The organism is Mycolicibacterium hodleri, assembly GCF_025822245.1.
GTDB lineage: Bacteria > Actinomycetota > Actinomycetes > Mycobacteriales > Mycobacteriaceae > Mycobacterium > Mycobacterium hodleri.
Genome location: NZ_JACKTL010000008.1, coordinates 158,792 through 176,467, shown reverse-complemented (window position 1 = coordinate 176,467; position 17,676 = coordinate 158,792). Strand labels below are relative to the sequence as shown.

Here is a 17,676-nt window from a genome sequence, read left to right as displayed (position 1 = left end):
GAGCGTTTGGCGCTGGCGAGGTCAACCAAACCAAAGAATGACGATATCGTCAAGTATGAGTGAATCTGGCACCTACCGGGTGACGGCGTTCAGTCCACGTCGTCGAGCACCGGGAACGGCTCGGTCGGAATCTCCACGACCATCAACTGCGCTGCCGAGTCGCTCGGCACGACCGCGTTCGCCAGGGCCGCCAACGCCCGCTCGGTGCCCACGTCCCGGCCGGCCTGCTCCGACAGCAGCCAGCGCACCTCCAGCAGATCGCAATACGCCTGAATTGGCGTACCCCGGCGCCCGACCGCCACGTGCGCGCGGGCCATGGTTGGTCTGACGAGCTCCATCACCCACAGCTGTGCGGCGCTCGGCAGGTCGACGTCGTGGCCGGCCTCGCTGCACAACTGCGCCTGATAGGCGTGCAGGTCGCCGAGCAGGTGGGTGGCCTGACCCTCGCCGACGTCGATGCCGGCCAGCTCCCGCAGCTGGATGGCGTGGTAATTGCGGTCGCCCACTGCGACTTTCAGGCGCAACTGGTCACCGGCCGCCTCGACGTGCTGCAGCGACACCTCGTCGACGGCGAAGCCCAACTCGTTGAGCTTCCGGATCCGCCCCTCCACGCGGTAACGATCGGCATAGCCGAACACCGGCTCGTCGTGCAGCAGCTCCCACAGCCCCAGATAACGCGTCCGTAGGCTCAGCGCCTCCCCGATGAGCTGATCGCGCAACGCCGTGCCGCCGTCGATCCGGGCCGCGACGTCCATCAGCCCGGCGGCGACGTTCTCGACCATCACGTCGACGTCCAGCTCGCGCTGGCCGTCGGACAGATGCGAATGGACCTCACTGGTCTCCGCGTCCACCAGCGACGCCTGCAGCACCTGACCGTCCCGTGAGAACAGCGTGTTGGCCAGCGAACAGTCCCCCCAGAACACGCCCCGGCGATGCAGTTCCACCAGCAGCGACGCCATGCCGTCGAGCAGCCGGGACCGCTGCTTGGGTGCGTCGGGCGGCAGTCGCAGGAACAGCCGGCGGTACTGCCACGACCCCTCCAGGTACCGGGTCAGCAAGATTGCGGTGTCGAAGTCGGGCTGCCGAACCAGACCCGCCCGCCGCACCGCGTTGAGGTGCAACCCCTCGATGCGGCCCAGCGCGTCGTACTCCCGGACCGCGATGCGCGGCGGCAGCTCCTTGAGCGCCCACAGGGCGCCGTCGCACTCGACGAACTTGACCAGGTGCCTGCTGGGCCCAACGGCCATGTCGCGCAACGGCACCTCGGGCACCAGCCATTCGGCCAGCGGCCGTTCCCACGGCAGACCCAGTAGCCCGGGGGACGGGGTCCGCAGCCGCAACTCGGGCGCGGCCACGACCGGCCTCCGTCAGCCCGTGGCGGCGGCGTGGCGGCCCGAGGTGTCGCTGGTCTCGCCGACTCGGGTCAGGTTGTCACCCGTCGCGGGATCGAACAGGTGGATGCGCTCGGCGTCGAGCCACAGCGTCGCCTCGTCGCCGTTGCGAACCCGGCTCAGCGGATCGAGCTCGACGCAGAGCTGGGTACGCATCTGCTCGCTGTCCAGCTCGCTCGCGAGTTCGGCCAGCTGCGAGCTGATTTCGGCCGGCGCCTCGAACGGCACGAACGCGTACTGCTCGTTGCCCAGCCACTCCGTGACGTCGATGGTGACGTCGAAGGTGACGCCGCGCGACTTCTTGCCCGCGTCGACGAACTCGGCGTCCTCGAAGGCGCCGGGACGGATGCCCGCGATGTAGACCTTCCCGTCCTCGACGGTGTCGCGCCATTCGTCGCGCAGCGGGATCGTGACGAATGGCAACTCAATGGTGTCACCGGTGATGCGCGCGGGCACGAAGTTCATCGGGGGAGACCCGATGAAGCCGGCGACGAACAGGTTGACCGGCTGGTCGTAGAGCTCCCGCGGGCTGGCGATCTGTTGCAGCACACCCTTCTTCAACACCGCCACGCGATCGCCGAGCGTCATGGCCTCGGTCTGGTCGTGGGTCACGTAGACGGTGGTGACGCCGAGACGGCGCTGCAGTCGCAGGATCTCCGTACGCATCTGGCCGCGCAGCTTGGCGTCGAGGTTGCTCAACGGCTCGTCGAACAGGAAGGCGTCGGCCTGCCGCACGATCGCGCGGCCCATGGCCACTCGCTGCCGCTGACCGCCGGACAGGTTGGCCGGCTTGCGGTCGAGGTGATCGCCGAGTTCGAGGGTGGCAGCGGCCTCGGACACCAGCTTGCGGATCTCCTCCTCGGAGTGCTTGCCGGACAACCGAAGTGGAAAGGCGATGTTCTCGAACACCGTCAGGTGCGGGTACAGCGCGTAGTTCTGGAAGACCATCGCCAGATTGCGCTCGCGGGGCGCCTTGTCGTTGACGCGGGTGTCGCCGATGATCATGTCGCCGGAGGTGATGTCCTCCAATCCGACGATCATCCGCAGCAGCGTGGACTTCCCGCAACCCGACGGACCGACCAGGATCATGAACTCACCGTCGGCGACGTCGATGCTGACGTCGTTGACGGCGGGAAAGCCGTCACCGTACTTCTTCACGATGTTGCGCATGGTGATCGCTGCCATGGTTATCCCTTCACTGCGCCGGAGGTGAGGCCGGCGACGATGCGGCGTTGAAAGACGAGGACGAGGATGACGACGGGGATCGTGACGATGACCGACGCCGCCATGATGTAGGGCACCGGCGACTCGAAGTACGAGGCACCCTGGAAGAACGCCAGCGCCGCGGGAACCGTGCGGGCACTGTCGGTGGAGGTCAACGAGATGGCGAACAGGAAGTCGTTCCAGCAGAAGAAGAACGTCAGGATGGCGGTCGTGAACACCCCCGGCGCCGCGAGCGGCACGATGACCTTGCGGAACGCCTGCCACGCCGTGGCACCGTCGACCTGGGCGGCGTGTTCCATCTCCCACGGAATCTGCCGGAAGAACGCCGACATGGTCCAGATCGACAGCGGCAGCGCGAACGTCAGGTAGGGGATGATCAACCCCAGCCAGGTGTCGTAGATCCCGAGTCCGCGCCACATGTCGAACAACGGGCCGACCAGCGCGGCCTGCGGGAACATCGCGATGCCCAATGCCAGCGACAGCAGCACCTTCTTGCCCGGAAACTCAAGCCGCGCAATCGCATACGCGGCGAACATGGCGACCACCACCGAGATCAGGGTGGCGATGACCGCGATGCCGATCGAGTTGATCAGCGCCCGCGTGAACAGCGGGTTGCTGAATATCTGCGCGAAGTTGTCCAGGGTGAAGGTGCTCGGCAGGAACTGCGGCGTTCCCGACACGATGTCCGACGGCGGTTTGAAGGCCAGGCTGATCATCCACAGCAGCGGCACGAAGCTGTAGAGCACGATCACGATGCCGGCGATCGTCCACCACCGGGCGCTCTTGGCGCTGCTCACTGGTCACCCCTGACTTGCGAGAGATCGGTCTTGAACACCTTGATGAAGATCCATGCGATGACCACCACGGTGATGAACAACAGCACCGAGATCGCCGAGCCCATGCCCAGATTCACCAGCGTGACGTTCTGCCGATAAGCCAGGAAGGAGATGGTCTCGGTGTTGTTGGCACCGGCGGTCATGACGTACGGGTTGTCGAAGATGCGCCACGCGTCCAGCGTGCGGAACAACAGCGCCACCATGATGGCGGCCTTCATGTTCGGCAGCGTGATCTTCCACAGCCGCTGCCACGCCGTCGCCCCGTCGACCTTGGCGGCCTCCTGCATGTCCTCGGGCACCTGAACCAGACCGGCCAGTAGCAGCAGCGAGATGAACGGCGTCGTCTTCCAGATCTCGGACAGACAGATCACGAAGATGGCCGACCAGCGGTTGCCGAACCAGTCGAAGTCGGTCAGGTTGAGCCACTGGTTGACGAACCCGGAGTCGGTGGCGAAGGCGTACCGCCAGATGAAGGCCGACACCACGGTCACGATGCCGTAGGGGATCAGGATCGCCGTGCGCAGCGGGCCGCGGCCCCGAATGATGCGCAACATCACGAACGCGAAGCAGAACCCCAGCACGAGTTCGATCGCGACGGTGACGACGGTGATGGCCAGCGTCGTGACGAAGTCGTTCCACCACACGGGGTCGGTCAGGATGACCCCGAAGTTGCCCAGCCCGACGAAGGTGCGGCCATCCGGGTCGGTGAGCCGAAAGTTGTACAGCGACAACACCAGTGCGTAACCCAGCGGGTAGGCGGTGACCAGCAGCATCACCACGTACGACGGCAGCGTCAGATAGATGCCGAGCCGACGCTCGCCGCGGACACGCTCACTGGTCACCTTCTTGCCCGACTTGCCGGCGTCCTTCGTCTGGACGGGCGCCTCCTCGACCGCGGTCACAGCAGCCGCCTTCCCGCCAGTACGTCGGCCACGAATTGGTCTGACTCCTTGGGTGTTTTCTCGGTCACCGACGCAGGCGGGTGCCACGTCTGGGTGATCGCCCCCGCGACGTCGGTGTAGTACGGCGTCACCGGGCGGGGACCGCCCTCGCCGATGGACTCGCGAATCAGGTCTGCGTTGGCGTACTCGGCACGGACCTTGGGATCGTCGTAGGAGGCGGCGTACGGCGACGCCTCACTCTCGTCGAGCATGTACTGGGTGGCCTTCGGTTCGGCGTTGATGCACTCCACCAGCTGGACGGCCTGGTCCGGATGCTTCGAGTAGGCGCCGACGCCCAGGTTGGCCCCGCCGAGCGGGGGAGCGCTGGGACGGTCGGCGAAGACCCTCGGGTAGCGGGCCCAGCCGATGTCGTCGACGACGGCCTGGTCGAGTGTCCCCGCCTTGGCCGCGGTGCGGGCGGCGGCGAGCACGTATGGCCAGTTCAACATGAACATGCCCTGCTCCGACTGGAACGTCGCGCGCGCCTGCTCCTCGGCGGCGTTGGACAGGTCGACGGGCGCGGCAGTGGATCGTGCGAGATTTCCGACGATCTCGGCGGCCTTCTCGCCGGCGGGACTGGCCAGCGACGGCTTGGCCTTGCGTCCCGCCTCGACGTCCTGGAGCACTTGGCCGCCGGCGGAGAGCACCAGCGCGTTGATCCAAACCATGTAACCCTCGTACCGCTGACCCTGGGTGGAGATCTTCTTCCCTTGACCCACAGCGGCTTTCAGCATGTCGTCCCAGGTGAAGTTCGGACTGGTGGGGTCGACGCCGGCCGCGGCCGCCAACGACTTGCGATACCAGAGCAGCTGGGCGTTGGACTTGTACGGTGCGCCGAAGAGCTTGCCGTCCCACATGCCGGTCTTCACCGGCGCCGGCAGCATTCCCGCGGTGAGGCGGGCGGTCTCCTCGGCGGAGTACGGGCGCAGGAAGCCCGCATGGGAGAACTCCGCGGTGAACACCACGTCGAGGCTCACCACGTCGATCGAACTGTCCCCGGCCGCCAGGCGCCGCACCATCTGCTCCCGCTGCGCGGTGGCGGTGCTGGGCAGCGACTCGATCCGCACCTCGTAGGCACCACCCGAGGCGTCCGCACACTGTTCGGCGCGTGCGGCGGATCCACCGTTGTCGGGCAGGATGTACCACGTCAGCGTCGGGGGACCACCCTCACTCCCGCAGCCGGACAACACCGTTGCCGCCACCATCGAAGCGCTGGCCAGCGCGATTGCCCGTCGTATCGGTGAATGGGCGAACTGAATTCGTTTCATGCATCCTCGTCTGTCGAGCAGCAGCCATCTCAACCTGCACACGAGTGTGGCACAACTCACAGGGACTGTGGGGAGGTTGCCCAGGCTTGACGACGACGGTCGACGCCGACTCTCGAAAGCCGTTGTAGAACTGAGACTCCCGATCGACCAGCGGCGTGAGGGTATCGTCGGGCCGCCCAGCGGGTAGTCCGCAACGACGTCCGTCCAACCGATCCGAGGAGAGCCGTGGCACCCGCAGAATCCTGGTGGCAGACCGCCGTCGTGTACCAGGTCTACATCCGCAGCTTCGCCGACGGAAGCGGTGACGGCGTCGGTGACATCGCGGGCCTGCGCGACCGCCTGCCGTACCTGGCGCGGCTCGGCGTCGACGCCATCTGGATCAACCCCTGGTATCCGTCACCGCTGGCCGACGGCGGTTACGACGTGGCCGACTACCGCGACGTCGAACCGCTGTACGGAACCCTGGCCGAGGCCGACCTGGTGATCGCCGAGGCGCACGAGGCCGGCATCCGCGTGCTGCTCGACATCGTGCCCAACCACAGCTCGGATCACCACAGGTGGTTCGTCGCGGCACTGGCTGGTGATTCAAAGGCCAGGCAGCGCTACCACTTTCGGGCCGGCAAGGGGAAGGACGGCGAGCTGCCGCCCAACGACTGGCAGAGCGTCTTCGGCGGGCCCGCCTGGACCAGGGTGCCCGACGGCCAGTGGTACCTGCATCTCTTCGCGCCCGGTCAGCCCGACTTCAACTGGGAGAACCCGGAGGTGCGCGCCGAGTTCGAAGACGTCCTGGCGTTCTGGTTCGACAAGGGCGTCGACGGGTTTCGCATCGACGTCGCCCACGGATTGGTCAAGGCCGACGGGCTGCCCGACGGTGGCCCCGGGCACGATGCCGCGCCGACGTTGGTCCAGCACAACGAGTCCCACCCCGCCTGGGACCAAGACGGCGTCCACGACGTCTACCGGGGGTGGCGCGCGGTGGCGAATCGCTATGTGCCCGAACGCATCTTCATCGCCGAGGCGTGGGTGCCGAACAACGAGCGGCTGGCGCGCTACCTTCGCTTCGACGAACTGCACACCGCGTTCCAGTTCGACTTCCTTCGCGCGCCTTGGCGGGCAAGCATCCTGCGAACCGTCGTCGACGACGCCGTCAAGGAAGCGGCGTCCGTCGGCGCCCCGCCGACCTGGGTGCTGTCCAACCACGACGTGACCCGCACCGTCACCCGATACGCCAGGTCGCAACCCGACCACCTCGTCGAGACCGACTGGGAACGGAGCCGTTGGGGCGAAGAGCCCGCCGACTACGCGTTGGGGCTGCGCCGAGCCAGGGCGGCGGCGCTGCTGCAGCTGGCGCTGCCGGGCACCGCCTACGTCTACCAGGGCGAGGAGCTGGGGCTCGAGGAGGTCGAGGACCTGCCGAACGACGTCCGTCAGGATCCGATCTGGGAGCAGTCCGGGCACACCGACGTCGGTCGTGACGGATGCCGGGTACCCCTGCCGTGGGCCGGAGACGCTGCGCCATACGGATTCTCGCCCAACGCCGACGCCACGACGTGGCTGCCGCAACCTCGACACTGGGCCTCGCGCACCGCCGCCGCGCAGGACCGCGATCCCGACTCGACGCTCAACCTGTATCGCGAAGCACTGTCGGTGCGTGCGTCGACGTGGGTGGAGTCAGGCGAGCTGGAGTGGATCCCCACCGCGCCCGAGGTGGCCGCGTTCCGGCGGGGCGACGCGCAGTGCTGGGTCAACACGGGCGACCGGGTGGTAGAGCTGCCGACCGACGCCACGGTGGTGCTGGCATCGGTTGCGGGCACCACCACCGAGCTGCCGCCCGACGCGGCGGCCTGGCTGGTGACCCCGAAGGCCTGACTAGTTCGCGGCCCACTGCCTCTTGTCGGGAAAGAGGCAGTGGGCCGCGGTGACCACGTGATGGTTGCGGTGCCGGGCGGGGTCGAGTTCGACGACGGGCTCGTGCACGGGCGGCGGAGGCGGGGTCGGCAACGGGGCCACGGTCGCGCTACTCGGCTGCGGCATCGCACGTTCGATCCCGAGGACGTCGCCGATCTCGGCCCACCCGATTCCGGCCTCGTGCGCGGCCAAGGCCGCGACCTGCACCGCGTGCGAGGCCGACTGCAAGTTCTTGCACTCGCGCTTCCACTTGGCGTTGCGTCGCGCGTGGTCGAGTGTGGCCTGCGCTTCGATCAGACGTTCCAGCTCCGGGCTGTTCCGAGATGTTGAGCGAACCACTGCGTTCGTATCATGACGACGCCCGTTGGAACTTTTCATGTGTTTGCCGATCCCCCAATCAGTGCACCAATGATTACAGCCCCCCACCGCAATGGCAATGCGGAAAGTATTACGTGTTACCTGCAAGGAAGGCGACCGATGGAAGGAACCCGGCGAGCGCGTCGCGGAGCGGCCGCGCACTCTGGCAGCGAGCTGTGAGTAGCTGGCGCGGGCCATTCCCAGCATTTCTCCAGGTTCGGGCCCGCGCGCGGCCCGCGTTCGACGTCGCCATGGACCAGCGGAAGGCGCGCGTTTTGGCTGATCGGCGCCCGGCGCGCTATTCTCTCCTCTGTTCCACCGAAGACCGTCGGTCACCGAGAAATCGGTTGAAGGTCCCGGCTACGCCTGTTGTTCTTCGCGCAAGCGGCTCATCAGGATCCGGGCGGCCCACGCAGGAGGACGAGGCATCACCGTTGGCTAGCGTCAGCGGATCTTCACGCCCCGGCCGCACTGCGTCCGGGGCGTTCGTCGTTTCCGGGGTCTTCCCTCTTTCCGGGGACCGGACCCAACCGAGATAGGAGGCATGCATGGCCAAAGCTGACAAGGCCACCGCCGTTGCCGACATCGCCGAGCAGTTCAAGGAGTCGACCGCCACGGTCGTCACCGAGTATCGCGGCCTCACCGTGGCCAACCTTGCGGATCTGCGCAAGTCCCTCGGTGGCGGCGCGACCTACTCGGTCGCCAAGAACACCCTGGTGAAGCGTGCCGCGTCCGAGGCAGGTGTGACGGGTCTCGACGAGCTGTTCACCGGCCCGACCGCCATCGCGTTCATCAAGGGTGAGCCCGTCGATGCCGCCAAGGCAATCAAGACGTTCGCCAAGGATCACAAGGCCCTCGTCATCAAGGGCGGCTTCATGGACGGCAAGGCGCTGTCCGTGGACGAGGTCAACCGCATCGCCGACCTCGAGTCGCGCGAGGTGCTGCTGGCCAAGCTGGCCGGCGCGATGAAGGCCAAGACCAGCCAGGCCGCGGCGCTGTTCGCCGCCCCGGCGTCGCAGGTCGCCCGCCTCGTCTTCGCACTGCAGGAGAAGAGGGAGGCCGCCGAAGGTGGCCCCGCCGCCGCTCCCGCCGCCGCCGCGGACGACGCAGAAGTAGAAGCACCGACGGACGCCGCGGCCGACGCCCCGGCCGACGCCGAATAACACCACCCATCAAGAACCACGCAAGAATCTAGGAAGGACCACACAATGGCCAAGCTCAGCACCGAAGACCTGCTCGACGCGTTCAAGGAACTGACCCTGTTGGAGCTCTCGGAGTTCGTCAAGGCCTTCGAGGAGACCTTCGACGTCACCGCGGCCGCCCCGGTCGCCGTTGCCGCTGCCGGCCCCGCCGGTGGCGCGCCCGCCGAGGCCGCCGAGGAGCAGTCGGAATTCGACGTCATCCTCGAGGGTGCCGGCGAGAAGAAGATCGGCGTCATCAAGGTCGTCCGCGAGATCGTCTCGGGCCTGGGCCTGAAGGAAGCCAAGGATCTCGTCGACGGCGCCCCCAAGCCGCTGCTCGAGAAGGTCAACAAGGATCAGGCCGACGACGCCAAGGCCAAGCTCGAGGCCGCTGGCGCCACCGTCACCGTCAAGTAGTAGTAACTGCTTCCAAGAGCCGCCCGGGATCATCGCGATCCCGGGCGGCTTTTTGGTGTCGTGACGCGTCCGGAGCAAACGTTGGTGCCGCCGACCCGGGCGTCCAATGGCTGGCAAAGCGAAGAGTGCCCAGACCCGGTGCGCTACAGTGACTCAAGCCACAGGCGGGTGTGTCTGTGTGGCGAGCAAAAGCACTGGCGGAAGGGTCGCGCGTGGGCATCGGTATTCAGGTTGAGGGATTGACGAAGTCCTTCGGGCCCCAGCGAATCTGGGAAGACGTCACCTTCGATCTGCCGGCGGGTGAGGTCAGCGTGCTGCTGGGCCCCTCCGGTACCGGCAAGTCGGTGTTCCTGAAGTCTCTGATCGGTCTGCTGCGTCCCGAGCGCGGCAAGATCATCGCCGACGGCACCAACATCATCGAGTGCTCGGCCAAGGAGCTCTACGAGATCCGCACCCTGTTCGGGGTGATGTTCCAGGACGGCGCCCTCTTCGGCTCCATGAGCCTCTACGACAACACCGCCTTCCCGCTTCGTGAGCACACGAAGAAGAAGGAATCCGAGATCCGTCAGATCGTGATGGAGAAGCTGGACCTGGTCGGCCTGACCGGCGACGAGACCAAGTTCCCCGGCGAGATCTCCGGCGGTATGCGCAAGCGCGCCGGGCTGGCCCGATCCTTGGTGCTGGACCCGCAGATCATCCTCTGCGACGAGCCGGACTCCGGTCTGGACCCCGTCCGTACGGCCTATCTGTCGCAGCTGCTGATCGACATCAACGCCCAGATCGACTGCACCATCCTGATCGTCACGCACAACATCAACATCGCGCGCACGGTGCCCGACAACATGGGCATGTTGTTCCGTAAGCACCTGGTGATGTTCGGTCCGCGCGAGGTGCTGCTGACCTCGGACGAGCCGGTGGTCAAGCAGTTCCTCAACGGTCGCCGCATCGGGCCGATCGGCATGTCCGAGGAGAAGGACGAGTCGACGATGGCCGAGGAGCAGGCCATGATCGACGCCGGTCACCACGACGGTGGTACCGAGGAGATCGAGGGTGTGCCGCCGCAGGTCAACGCGACCCCGGGCATGCCGGAGCGCAAGGCCGTCGGGCGTCGTCAGGCCCGGGTGCGCGAGATCATGCACACCCTGCCCCCGGCTGCGCAGGAAGCCATCCGCGCCGACCTCGACGGCACCAACCAGCACCCCGGGTACAACCCGGACAACGACGCCACCGCGCGCAACCGCAACGGCGCCGAAGAAGAGGCCCCCACGGCCTCGATCCCCGTCGCCAAGGAGTGACGCTGTCCGGTCCCGGCGGCCGGAGGACCCGCGAGCTGCTCAACCGTTCCGCGACGGTGGTCGACGGCTACCTGGACGTGATGGGTGCCGTCGAGGTGCCGCAGACGACGGGCCAGCGTCTGATGGGGTCTTCGGTACTCCCGATGATCTACGAGCAGCTGTGGCGGCCCGTCCTGTTCTGGGGGTTTACCGCGCGAAACGCCGCGCAGGAGAACCGGACCAAGCTGCGGCTGCTCGACGTCCAGCCCGGCAACACCGTCCTCGACGTCGCCTGCGGGCCGGGAAACACCACCCGCACCCTGGTGGACACCGTCGGAGCCGACGGGCTCGTGATCGGGGTGGACAGCTCCGCCACGATGCTCGCGCAGGCGGTGCGCGACACCGCGCCGGACAGCCCAGTCGGTTACGTCCGGGCCGACGCCGTGGACCTGCCCTTCGACGACGCGACCGTCGACGCCGTCAGCTGCTACGGCGCGCTCTATTTGATGGACGACCCGTTCGGCGCGCTCCGGGAGATGATCCGGGTGCTCGTGCCCGGCGGCCGGATCGCCGTGCTCACCACGTGCGCGCGAGGACCGGCGCCGGTGCGACGGGTCGGTGTCGCGGCGTCACGGTGGGCGCCGGTGCGGCTCTTCGACGTCGACGAGGTGAGCGACGTGATGCGCGCCGCGGGGCTGGTCGACGTGACCTGCGACGTGTCGGCCGCCTCGCAGACCACGAGCGGGCGGCGGCCCGAGACGCCATGATGTCGAGAATCTGACGTCGGCGACATTTAAGGGCCGGATGTCGGTGCGGCCGGTTACATTCCGTCGGTGAGTTCGAGTCGCTGGTTGCGCGGGGTATGGGTCGTGACCGTGGGGGCGGGCATCGCGCTCGGTGCGAGCCATGGTGTGGCCGCCGCGGAGTCGGACTCGTCGGGCGGTGACACGGGATCGTCGTCTTCCGCGTCTTCCGCGTCGTCCGCGTCTGTATCGGGGTCGTCGTCATCGTCGGCGCAGAGCGTCGAATCGGCCGCCGGGTCCGCTGCGGCGGGATCCAAAGACGTTGACAAGGACCATGTTTCGGGATCCAAGAGCGCCGACGGGCCGACCAGCACGGTCAGCGCGTCCACGGTGACGGTGGACCGCGACGACACCATCACCACCGATGCCGACCCCGTCGTGAAGGTGAAGCCGGCGAAGACGAACACGAAGAGTCCAGAGGTCACGGCCGCTGCGGTGGCGGTGTCCACTCCGGTCGACGCAACGCCCAAGGATCCGGTCGCGGCCGAGGCGTCGCCCGTCGTCGAGACGACCCCGATCGTCGAGGCCACGCCGCCCGTCGTCACCGAACAGCCAGTCGTCGGCGGAGAGAAGGCCGATCCGGTGGTCGTGGCGATGCCGCCAGTCGACGTCACGCCCGCGTCGGCCGGCAAGCCCGCCGCCGTGGTCGCCGCCGACGTATCCGCGATCCGCAGCCTGGCTGCACCCGTCGCCCCTCGGCCCCAGCCCGGCCCGATCGCGACGGTCGTCATCAGCCTGCTGTCTGCCTTCGGACTGCTGCCGCCCGTCGCACCGGTACCCGTGGACGTCACCGGCATCGCCACGCCGCCGGTGCCCGGCTCGTCGAACGTCAACGGGGTGACCGGCGTCGTGGTCGGCAGCTCCAACCTGACCATCCCGGTCGGCACCGGGAACTACACCGGCGCTGCCGACTGGTACTTCCCGACCCAGGCTGACGGCACCGTGCAGGCCCAGGGCGTCATGCTGCTGCAGCACGGCTTCCTGGGCTCCAAGTCCTGGTACTCGGCGCTCGCCCAGGACCTGGCCCAGCGCACCAACAGCATCGTGGTCGTGCCGAACATCCCGTCGTTCGGGTTCTTCACCTGTGCCGGCTGCACGCTGAGCAGCGTGTCGATGCAGCAGGGCGTCGCGGACCTGTTCATCGACCCGAACCGCACGTCGCTGAACGCGAGCGCCGCGGCGGCCGGCTTCCACGGTGTGCTGCCCGAGAAGTTCATCTTGACCGGTCACTCGGCCGGCGGGGGACTGGCCGCGGCCGCTGGTGGCTTCTATACCGACGCCGTCGCGCCGTCGGACAACGATCTGCTCGGCGTGGTGATGTACGACGGCGTCTCGTCCAACGGCACCTTCGGCGGCGCGCTCGCGAGCCTGGACGCCCGCGGCATTCCGATCTATCAGATCGCCGCACCGCCGCAGGCGTGGAACGCCAACGGTCAGACCACCAACGACCTGGTGGCCGCACAGCAGCCCGGCCAGTTCGTCGGCGTCGTCCTCGCCAACGGCTCCCACGTCGACTCCCTCATCGGCGGCTCTCCGATCATCGACTTCTTCAGCCAGCTCTTCATCAAGCCGTCCCCGGCGGGCAACACCCAGGCCGTCTACACGCTGGCCAACGGCTGGATCAACGACATGTACGCCGGCCTTGGACCGACGAACGGCGTGTACGGCACCTACGGCGACCCCGACCAGTACCTGGTCTTCGGCCCCGCGGCCGGGGTCGTCCTCGGTCCCGCCCCGGTCGTCGACGTGAACTCCTACCTCGGCACGTGGTACGAGGTGGGCAGCGTCAAGCAGTTCTTCTCGCTCGGCCTGGTGAACACCACCGCCGTGTACACCGCCAACGCCGACGGGTCGATCGGCGTCGAGAACTCCGGCAACTACTTCTTCGACAACGGTCCGCAGTCGCGCATCTTCGGGACTGCGCTGCCGGTGAGCGCCGACAACGACAAGCTGAACGTGACCTTCTTCGGGCCCGCGTCGGCCACGCCGCCGGGGAACTACTGGATCGTCGACCTCGCGTCCGATTACAGCTGGGCCGTCGTGAGCGATCCCAGCGGCAACACCGGGTTCCTCCTCAGTCGCACCCGGACGGTGTCAGCCGAGCTGTACCAGGAGTTGCTGAACCGCGCGTCGGTCAAGGGCGTGAAGGGATGGATAACGGTGACTCCACAGCCTGCGGCAGCGCGTGAACTTTCCTCCCCAATCCGCGTGTGAACTCTTGACGGAAAGGCGAAACCGGGCCAGTCTGTTGGTCAGCAATGTACGCACGGGTTGAAGGATCTAGCCGCCAGCCAGCGCCTGGTCTGTTTCACCATGCCGATGTTGAGGAATGCGCCGTTCTGCGCTAGTGTTGGACGTTGCGCTGGCTGCATCCTGCCCATCCTCATCCGCCTCTTGTCCCACCGTCCTAGCCTGAGCCCTGCTCAGGGAACTAGTCGTGTGCCTCGAGGCCGAGACTCAGGCTTGAGAATGCCAGCCGAACCTAACGCAGATAACGCGGCAAGGGACCGGTCTTCGGCCGGCCACCCGATCGTCGCATCCGGTGCTGGAAGGATGCATCTTGGCAGTCTCTCGCCAGAGCAAGTCAGTAGAAAACCCCAACAACTCCGTTCCTGGAGCACCTAACAGAGTTTCCTTCGCAAAGCTTCGTGAGCCGCTCGAGGTTCCCGGTCTGCTCGACGTGCAGACGGACTCCTTCGAATGGTTGATCGGTTCCGACGGCTGGCGCGAGAAGGCTCTCGAGCGCGGCGAGGTCAACCCCGTCGGCGGTCTCGAAGAGGTACTCACGGAGTTGTCGCCGATCGAGGACTTCGCGGGCACGCTCTCGCTGAGCTTCTCCGATCCGCGGTTCGACGAGGTCAAGGCGCCCGTCGACGACTGCAAGGAGAAGGACCAGACCTACGCGGCGCCGCTGTTCGTCACCGCGGAGTTCATCAACAACACCACCGGCGAGATCAAGAGCCAGACCGTCTTCATGGGCGACTTCCCCATGATGACCGAGAAGGGCACCTTCATCATCAACGGCACCGAGCGTGTCGTCGTGTCCCAGCTCGTCCGCTCGCCCGGCGTCTACTTCGACAAGTCGAAGGACAAGGCCACCGAGAACGACCTGACCAGCGTCAAGGTCATCCCGGGTCGCGGCGCCTGGCTCGAGTTCGACGTCGACAAGCGCGCCACCGTCGGCGTGCGTATCGACCGCAAGCGTCGTCAGCCGGTCACCGTGCTGCTGAAGGCCCTCGGCTGGACCAGCGAGCAGATCACCGAGCGCTTCGGCTTCTCCGAGATCATGATGTCGACCCTCGAGAAGGACAGCACCGCCGGTCCCGACGAGGCGCTGCTGGACATCTACCGGAAGCTGCGCCCGGGCGAGCCGCCCACCAAGGAATCCGCGCAGACCCTGCTGGAGAACCTGTTCTTCAAGGAGAAGCGCTACGACCTGGCCCGCGTCGGCCGCTACAAGGTCAACAAGAAGCTCGGCCTGAACGTGGGCCAGCCGATCACGTCCTCGACGCTGAACGAAGAGGACATCGTCGCGACCATCGAGTACCTGGTGCGCCTGCACGAGGGCCAGACCACGATGACCGCCCCCGGCGGCGCCGAGGTTCCCGTCGAGGTCGACGACATCGACCACTTCGGCAACCGTCGTCTGCGTACGGTCGGCGAGCTGATCCAGAATCAGATCCGCGTCGGCCTCTCGCGCATGGAGCGCGTCGTCCGCGAGCGGATGACGACTCAGGACGTCGAGGCGATCACGCCGCAGACCCTGATCAACATCCGTCCCGTCGTGGCGGCGATCAAGGAGTTCTTCGGAACGTCGCAGCTGTCGCAGTTCATGGACCAGAACAACCCGCTGTCGGGTCTGACCCACAAGCGCCGCCTGTCGGCGCTGGGCCCCGGTGGTCTGTCCCGTGAGCGTGCCGGCCTCGAAGTTCGTGACGTGCACTCCAGCCACTACGGCCGCATGTGCCCGATCGAGACCCCGGAAGGCCCGAACATCGGCCTGATCGGGTCGCTGTCGGTCTACGCGCGGGTCAACCCGTTCGGCTTCATCGAAACGCCGTACCGCAAGGTCGTCGACGGTGTCGTCACCGACGAGATCAACCACCTCACCGCCGACGAGGAGGACCGCTACGTCGTAGCGCAGGCCAACTCGCCGATCGACGAGAACAACCGGTTCACCGAGGACAAGATCCTCGTTCGTCGTAAGGGCGGCGAGGTCGAGAACGTCTCCCCGATGGACGTCGACTACATGGACGTCTCACCGCGCCAGATGGTGTCGGTGGCCACGGCCATGATCCCGTTCCTCGAGCACGACGACGCCAACCGTGCCCTCATGGGTGCCAACATGCAGCGCCAGGCGGTTCCGCTGGTGCGTAGCGAGGCCCCCCTGGTCGGTACCGGCATGGAACTCCGTGCCGCGATCGACGCCGGTGACGTCATCGTCGCCACCAAGGCCGGCGTCATCGAAGAGGTGTCCGCCGACTACATCACCGTGATGGCAGACGACGGCACCCGCCACACGTACCGGATGCGCAAGTTCGCCCGCTCCAACCACGGCACGTGCGCCAACCAGCGCCCGATCGTGGACAGCGGCCAGCGGGTCGAGGCCGGTCAGGTCCTCGCCGACGGACCCTGCACCGAAAACGGTGAAATGGCCCTCGGCAAGAACCTGCTCGTGGCGATCATGCCGTGGGAAGGCCACAACTACGAGGACGCGATCATCCTCTCGCAGCGCCTGGTCGAGGAGGACGTGCTCACGTCCATCCACATCGAGGAGCACGAGATCGACGCCCGCGACACCAAGCTGGGCGCCGAGGAGATCACCCGGGACATCCCGAACGTCTCCGACGAGGTGCTGGCCGATCTCGACGAGCGCGGCATCATCCGCATCGGCGCCGAGGTCCGCGACGGCGACATCCTGGTCGGCAAGGTCACGCCCAAGGGCGAGACCGAGCTGACCCCGGAAGAGCGTCTGCTGCGTGCCATCTTCGGTGAGAAGGCCCGCGAGGTTCGCGACACGTCGCTCAAGGTGCCCCACGGCGAGTCCGGCAAGGTCATCGGCGTTCGGATGTTCTCTCGCGAAGAGGACGACGAGCTGCCCGCCGGGGTCAACGAGCTGGTCCGCGTCTACGTGGCCCAGAAGCGCAAGATCTCCGACGGCGACAAGCTCGCCGGACGCCACGGCAACAAGGGCGTCATCGGCAAGATCCTCCCGATCGAAGACATGCCGTTCATGCCGGACGGCACGCCGGTCGACATCATCCTGAACACGCACGGTGTGCCGCGACGGATGAACATCGGCCAGATCCTGGAGACGCACCTCGGCTGGGTTGCCAAGGCAGGCTGGAACATCAACGTCGTCGGCGAGACCGGTGAGCTTCCCGGTTGGGCGGAGAACCTGCCCGACGAGCTGCTCTCGGCGCCGGCCGACAGCATCGTCTCCACGCCCGTCTTCGACGGTGCGCGTGAGAACGAGCTGGAGGGCCTGCTGGGCTCGACGCTTCCCAACCGCGACGGTGACGTCATGGTCAACGCCGAGGGCAAGTCGCAGTTGTTCGATGGCCGCAGTGGCGAGCCGTTCCCGTACCCGGTGACGGTGGGCTACATGTACATCCTGAAGCTGCACCACTTGGTGGACGACAAGATCCACGCTCGCTCGACCGGTCCGTACTCGATGATCACCCAGCAGCCGCTCGGTGGTAAGGCGCAGTTCGGTGGTCAGCGATTCGGTGAGATGGAGTGCTGGGCCATGCAGGCCTACGGCGCGGCGTACACGCTGCAGGAACTCCTGACCATCAAGTCCGACGACACCGTCGGCCGCGTGAAGGTCTACGAGGCCATCGTCAAGGGCGAGAACATCCCCGAACCCGGTATTCCGGAGTCGTTCAAGGTGTTGCTCAAGGAGCTTCAGTCGCTGTGCCTCAACGTCGAGGTGCTGTCGTCTGAAGGCCAGCGGATCGAAATGCGCGACAGTGACGACGAGGACCTGGAGCGCGCTGCCGCGAACCTGGGAATCAACCTGTCCCGCAACGAATCACCGTCGGTCGAGGATCTCGCTTAACTGCAGTTTTGGGGG

14 protein-coding genes are annotated in these 17,676 nt (G+C 66.8%); 7 read left to right on the top strand and 7 right to left on the bottom strand.

Annotated features, from left to right (window positions below; genetic code table 11):
- Positions 1-89: 89 nt before the first annotated feature.
- From H7J06_RS01980 to H7J06_RS01960, 5 genes are read right to left on the bottom strand one after another with little or no spacing between them, the layout of a single operon-like run.
- Positions 90-1,355, bottom strand: a complete 1,266-nt coding sequence (locus H7J06_RS01980) for a DUF4032 domain-containing protein (protein WP_264036499.1) — start codon at positions 1,353-1,355, stop codon at positions 90-92.
- Positions 1,356-1,367: 12 nt separating this feature from the next.
- Positions 1,368-2,576, bottom strand: coding sequence for an ABC transporter ATP-binding protein (locus H7J06_RS01975; protein ID WP_264036498.1), 1,209 nt, complete (start codon positions 2,574-2,576; stop codon positions 1,368-1,370).
- A gap of 2 nt (positions 2,577-2,578) precedes the next feature.
- Positions 2,579-3,412, bottom strand: a complete 834-nt coding sequence (locus H7J06_RS01970; RefSeq protein WP_264036497.1) for a carbohydrate ABC transporter permease — start codon at positions 3,410-3,412, stop codon at positions 2,579-2,581.
- Positions 3,409-4,353, bottom strand: coding sequence for a carbohydrate ABC transporter permease (locus H7J06_RS01965; protein ID WP_264036496.1), 945 nt, complete (start codon positions 4,351-4,353; stop codon positions 3,409-3,411). The genes H7J06_RS01970 and H7J06_RS01965 overlap by 4 nt, the downstream gene beginning before the upstream one ends.
- On the bottom strand, positions 4,350-5,660 hold the full coding sequence (locus tag H7J06_RS01960; protein ID WP_264036495.1) for an extracellular solute-binding protein: 1,311 nt from the start codon (positions 5,658-5,660) through the stop codon (positions 4,350-4,352). Before H7J06_RS01960 ends, H7J06_RS01965 begins: the two co-directional genes overlap by 4 nt.
- 225 nt (positions 5,661-5,885) lie before the next feature.
- Here H7J06_RS01960 and H7J06_RS01955 point away from each other — a divergent pair, with 225 nt between their 5' ends.
- Positions 5,886-7,529: a glycoside hydrolase family 13 protein gene (locus H7J06_RS01955; RefSeq protein WP_264036493.1), complete on the top strand. Its 1,644-nt coding sequence runs from the start codon at positions 5,886-5,888 to the stop codon at positions 7,527-7,529.
- On the opposite strand, the gene H7J06_RS01950 is transcribed toward H7J06_RS01955, so the two are convergent.
- Positions 7,530-7,907, bottom strand: coding sequence for a hypothetical protein (locus tag H7J06_RS01950; RefSeq protein ID WP_264036492.1), 378 nt, complete (start codon positions 7,905-7,907; stop codon positions 7,530-7,532).
- A 566-nt stretch (positions 7,908-8,473) separates the two neighbouring features.
- Between H7J06_RS01950 and rplJ the strand changes: the two genes are divergently transcribed.
- The 4 genes from rplJ (at position 8,474) to H7J06_RS01930 (ending at position 11,564) form a co-directional block, all read left to right on the top strand.
- Positions 8,474-9,088 (top strand): 50S ribosomal protein L10, encoded by a 615-nt coding sequence (rplJ, locus tag H7J06_RS01945; protein ID WP_264036490.1) that lies wholly within the window; start codon positions 8,474-8,476, stop codon positions 9,086-9,088.
- Positions 9,089-9,133: 45 nt separating this feature from the next.
- Positions 9,134-9,523, top strand: coding sequence for a 50S ribosomal protein L7/L12 (gene rplL, locus H7J06_RS01940; protein WP_264036489.1), 390 nt, complete (start codon positions 9,134-9,136; stop codon positions 9,521-9,523).
- A gap of 212 nt (positions 9,524-9,735) precedes the next feature.
- Complete coding sequence (locus H7J06_RS01935; RefSeq protein WP_264036487.1) at positions 9,736-10,818, top strand: ABC transporter ATP-binding protein; 1,083 nt, start codon at positions 9,736-9,738, stop codon at positions 10,816-10,818.
- Positions 10,815-11,564: a methyltransferase domain-containing protein gene (locus H7J06_RS01930; RefSeq protein ID WP_264036486.1), complete on the top strand. Its 750-nt coding sequence runs from the start codon at positions 10,815-10,817 to the stop codon at positions 11,562-11,564. Before H7J06_RS01935 ends, H7J06_RS01930 begins: the two co-directional genes overlap by 4 nt.
- Positions 11,565-11,617: 53 nt before the next feature.
- Here H7J06_RS01930 and H7J06_RS32290 read toward each other — a convergent pair whose 3' ends face one another.
- Positions 11,618-11,929, bottom strand: coding sequence for a hypothetical protein (locus H7J06_RS32290; protein ID WP_264036485.1), 312 nt, complete (start codon positions 11,927-11,929; stop codon positions 11,618-11,620).
- Position 11,930: 1 nt separating this feature from the next.
- Between H7J06_RS32290 and H7J06_RS01920 the strand changes: the two genes are divergently transcribed.
- Positions 11,931-13,814, top strand: coding sequence for a lipocalin family protein (locus H7J06_RS01920; RefSeq protein WP_264036484.1), 1,884 nt, complete (start codon positions 11,931-11,933; stop codon positions 13,812-13,814).
- Positions 13,815-14,142: 328 nt separating this feature from the next.
- Positions 14,143-17,661, top strand: coding sequence for a DNA-directed RNA polymerase subunit beta (rpoB, locus tag H7J06_RS01915; protein WP_264036482.1), 3,519 nt, complete (start codon positions 14,143-14,145; stop codon positions 17,659-17,661).
- Positions 17,662-17,676: the final 15 nt, after the last annotated feature.

Bases quoted from the DNA above. Each gene is read 5' to 3' on its own strand.
- H7J06_RS01975 (WP_264036498.1), bottom strand. From the start codon at position 2,576: ATGGCAGCGATCACCATGCGCAACATCGTGAAGAAGTACGGTGACGGC.
- H7J06_RS01960 (WP_264036495.1), bottom strand. From the start codon at position 5,660: ATGAAACGAATTCAGTTCGCCCATTCACCGATACGACGGGCAATCGCG.
- rplJ (WP_264036490.1), top strand. From the start codon at position 8,474: ATGGCCAAAGCTGACAAGGCCACCGCCGTTGCCGACATCGCCGAGCAG.
- rplL (WP_264036489.1), top strand. From the start codon at position 9,134: ATGGCCAAGCTCAGCACCGAAGACCTGCTCGACGCGTTCAAGGAACTG.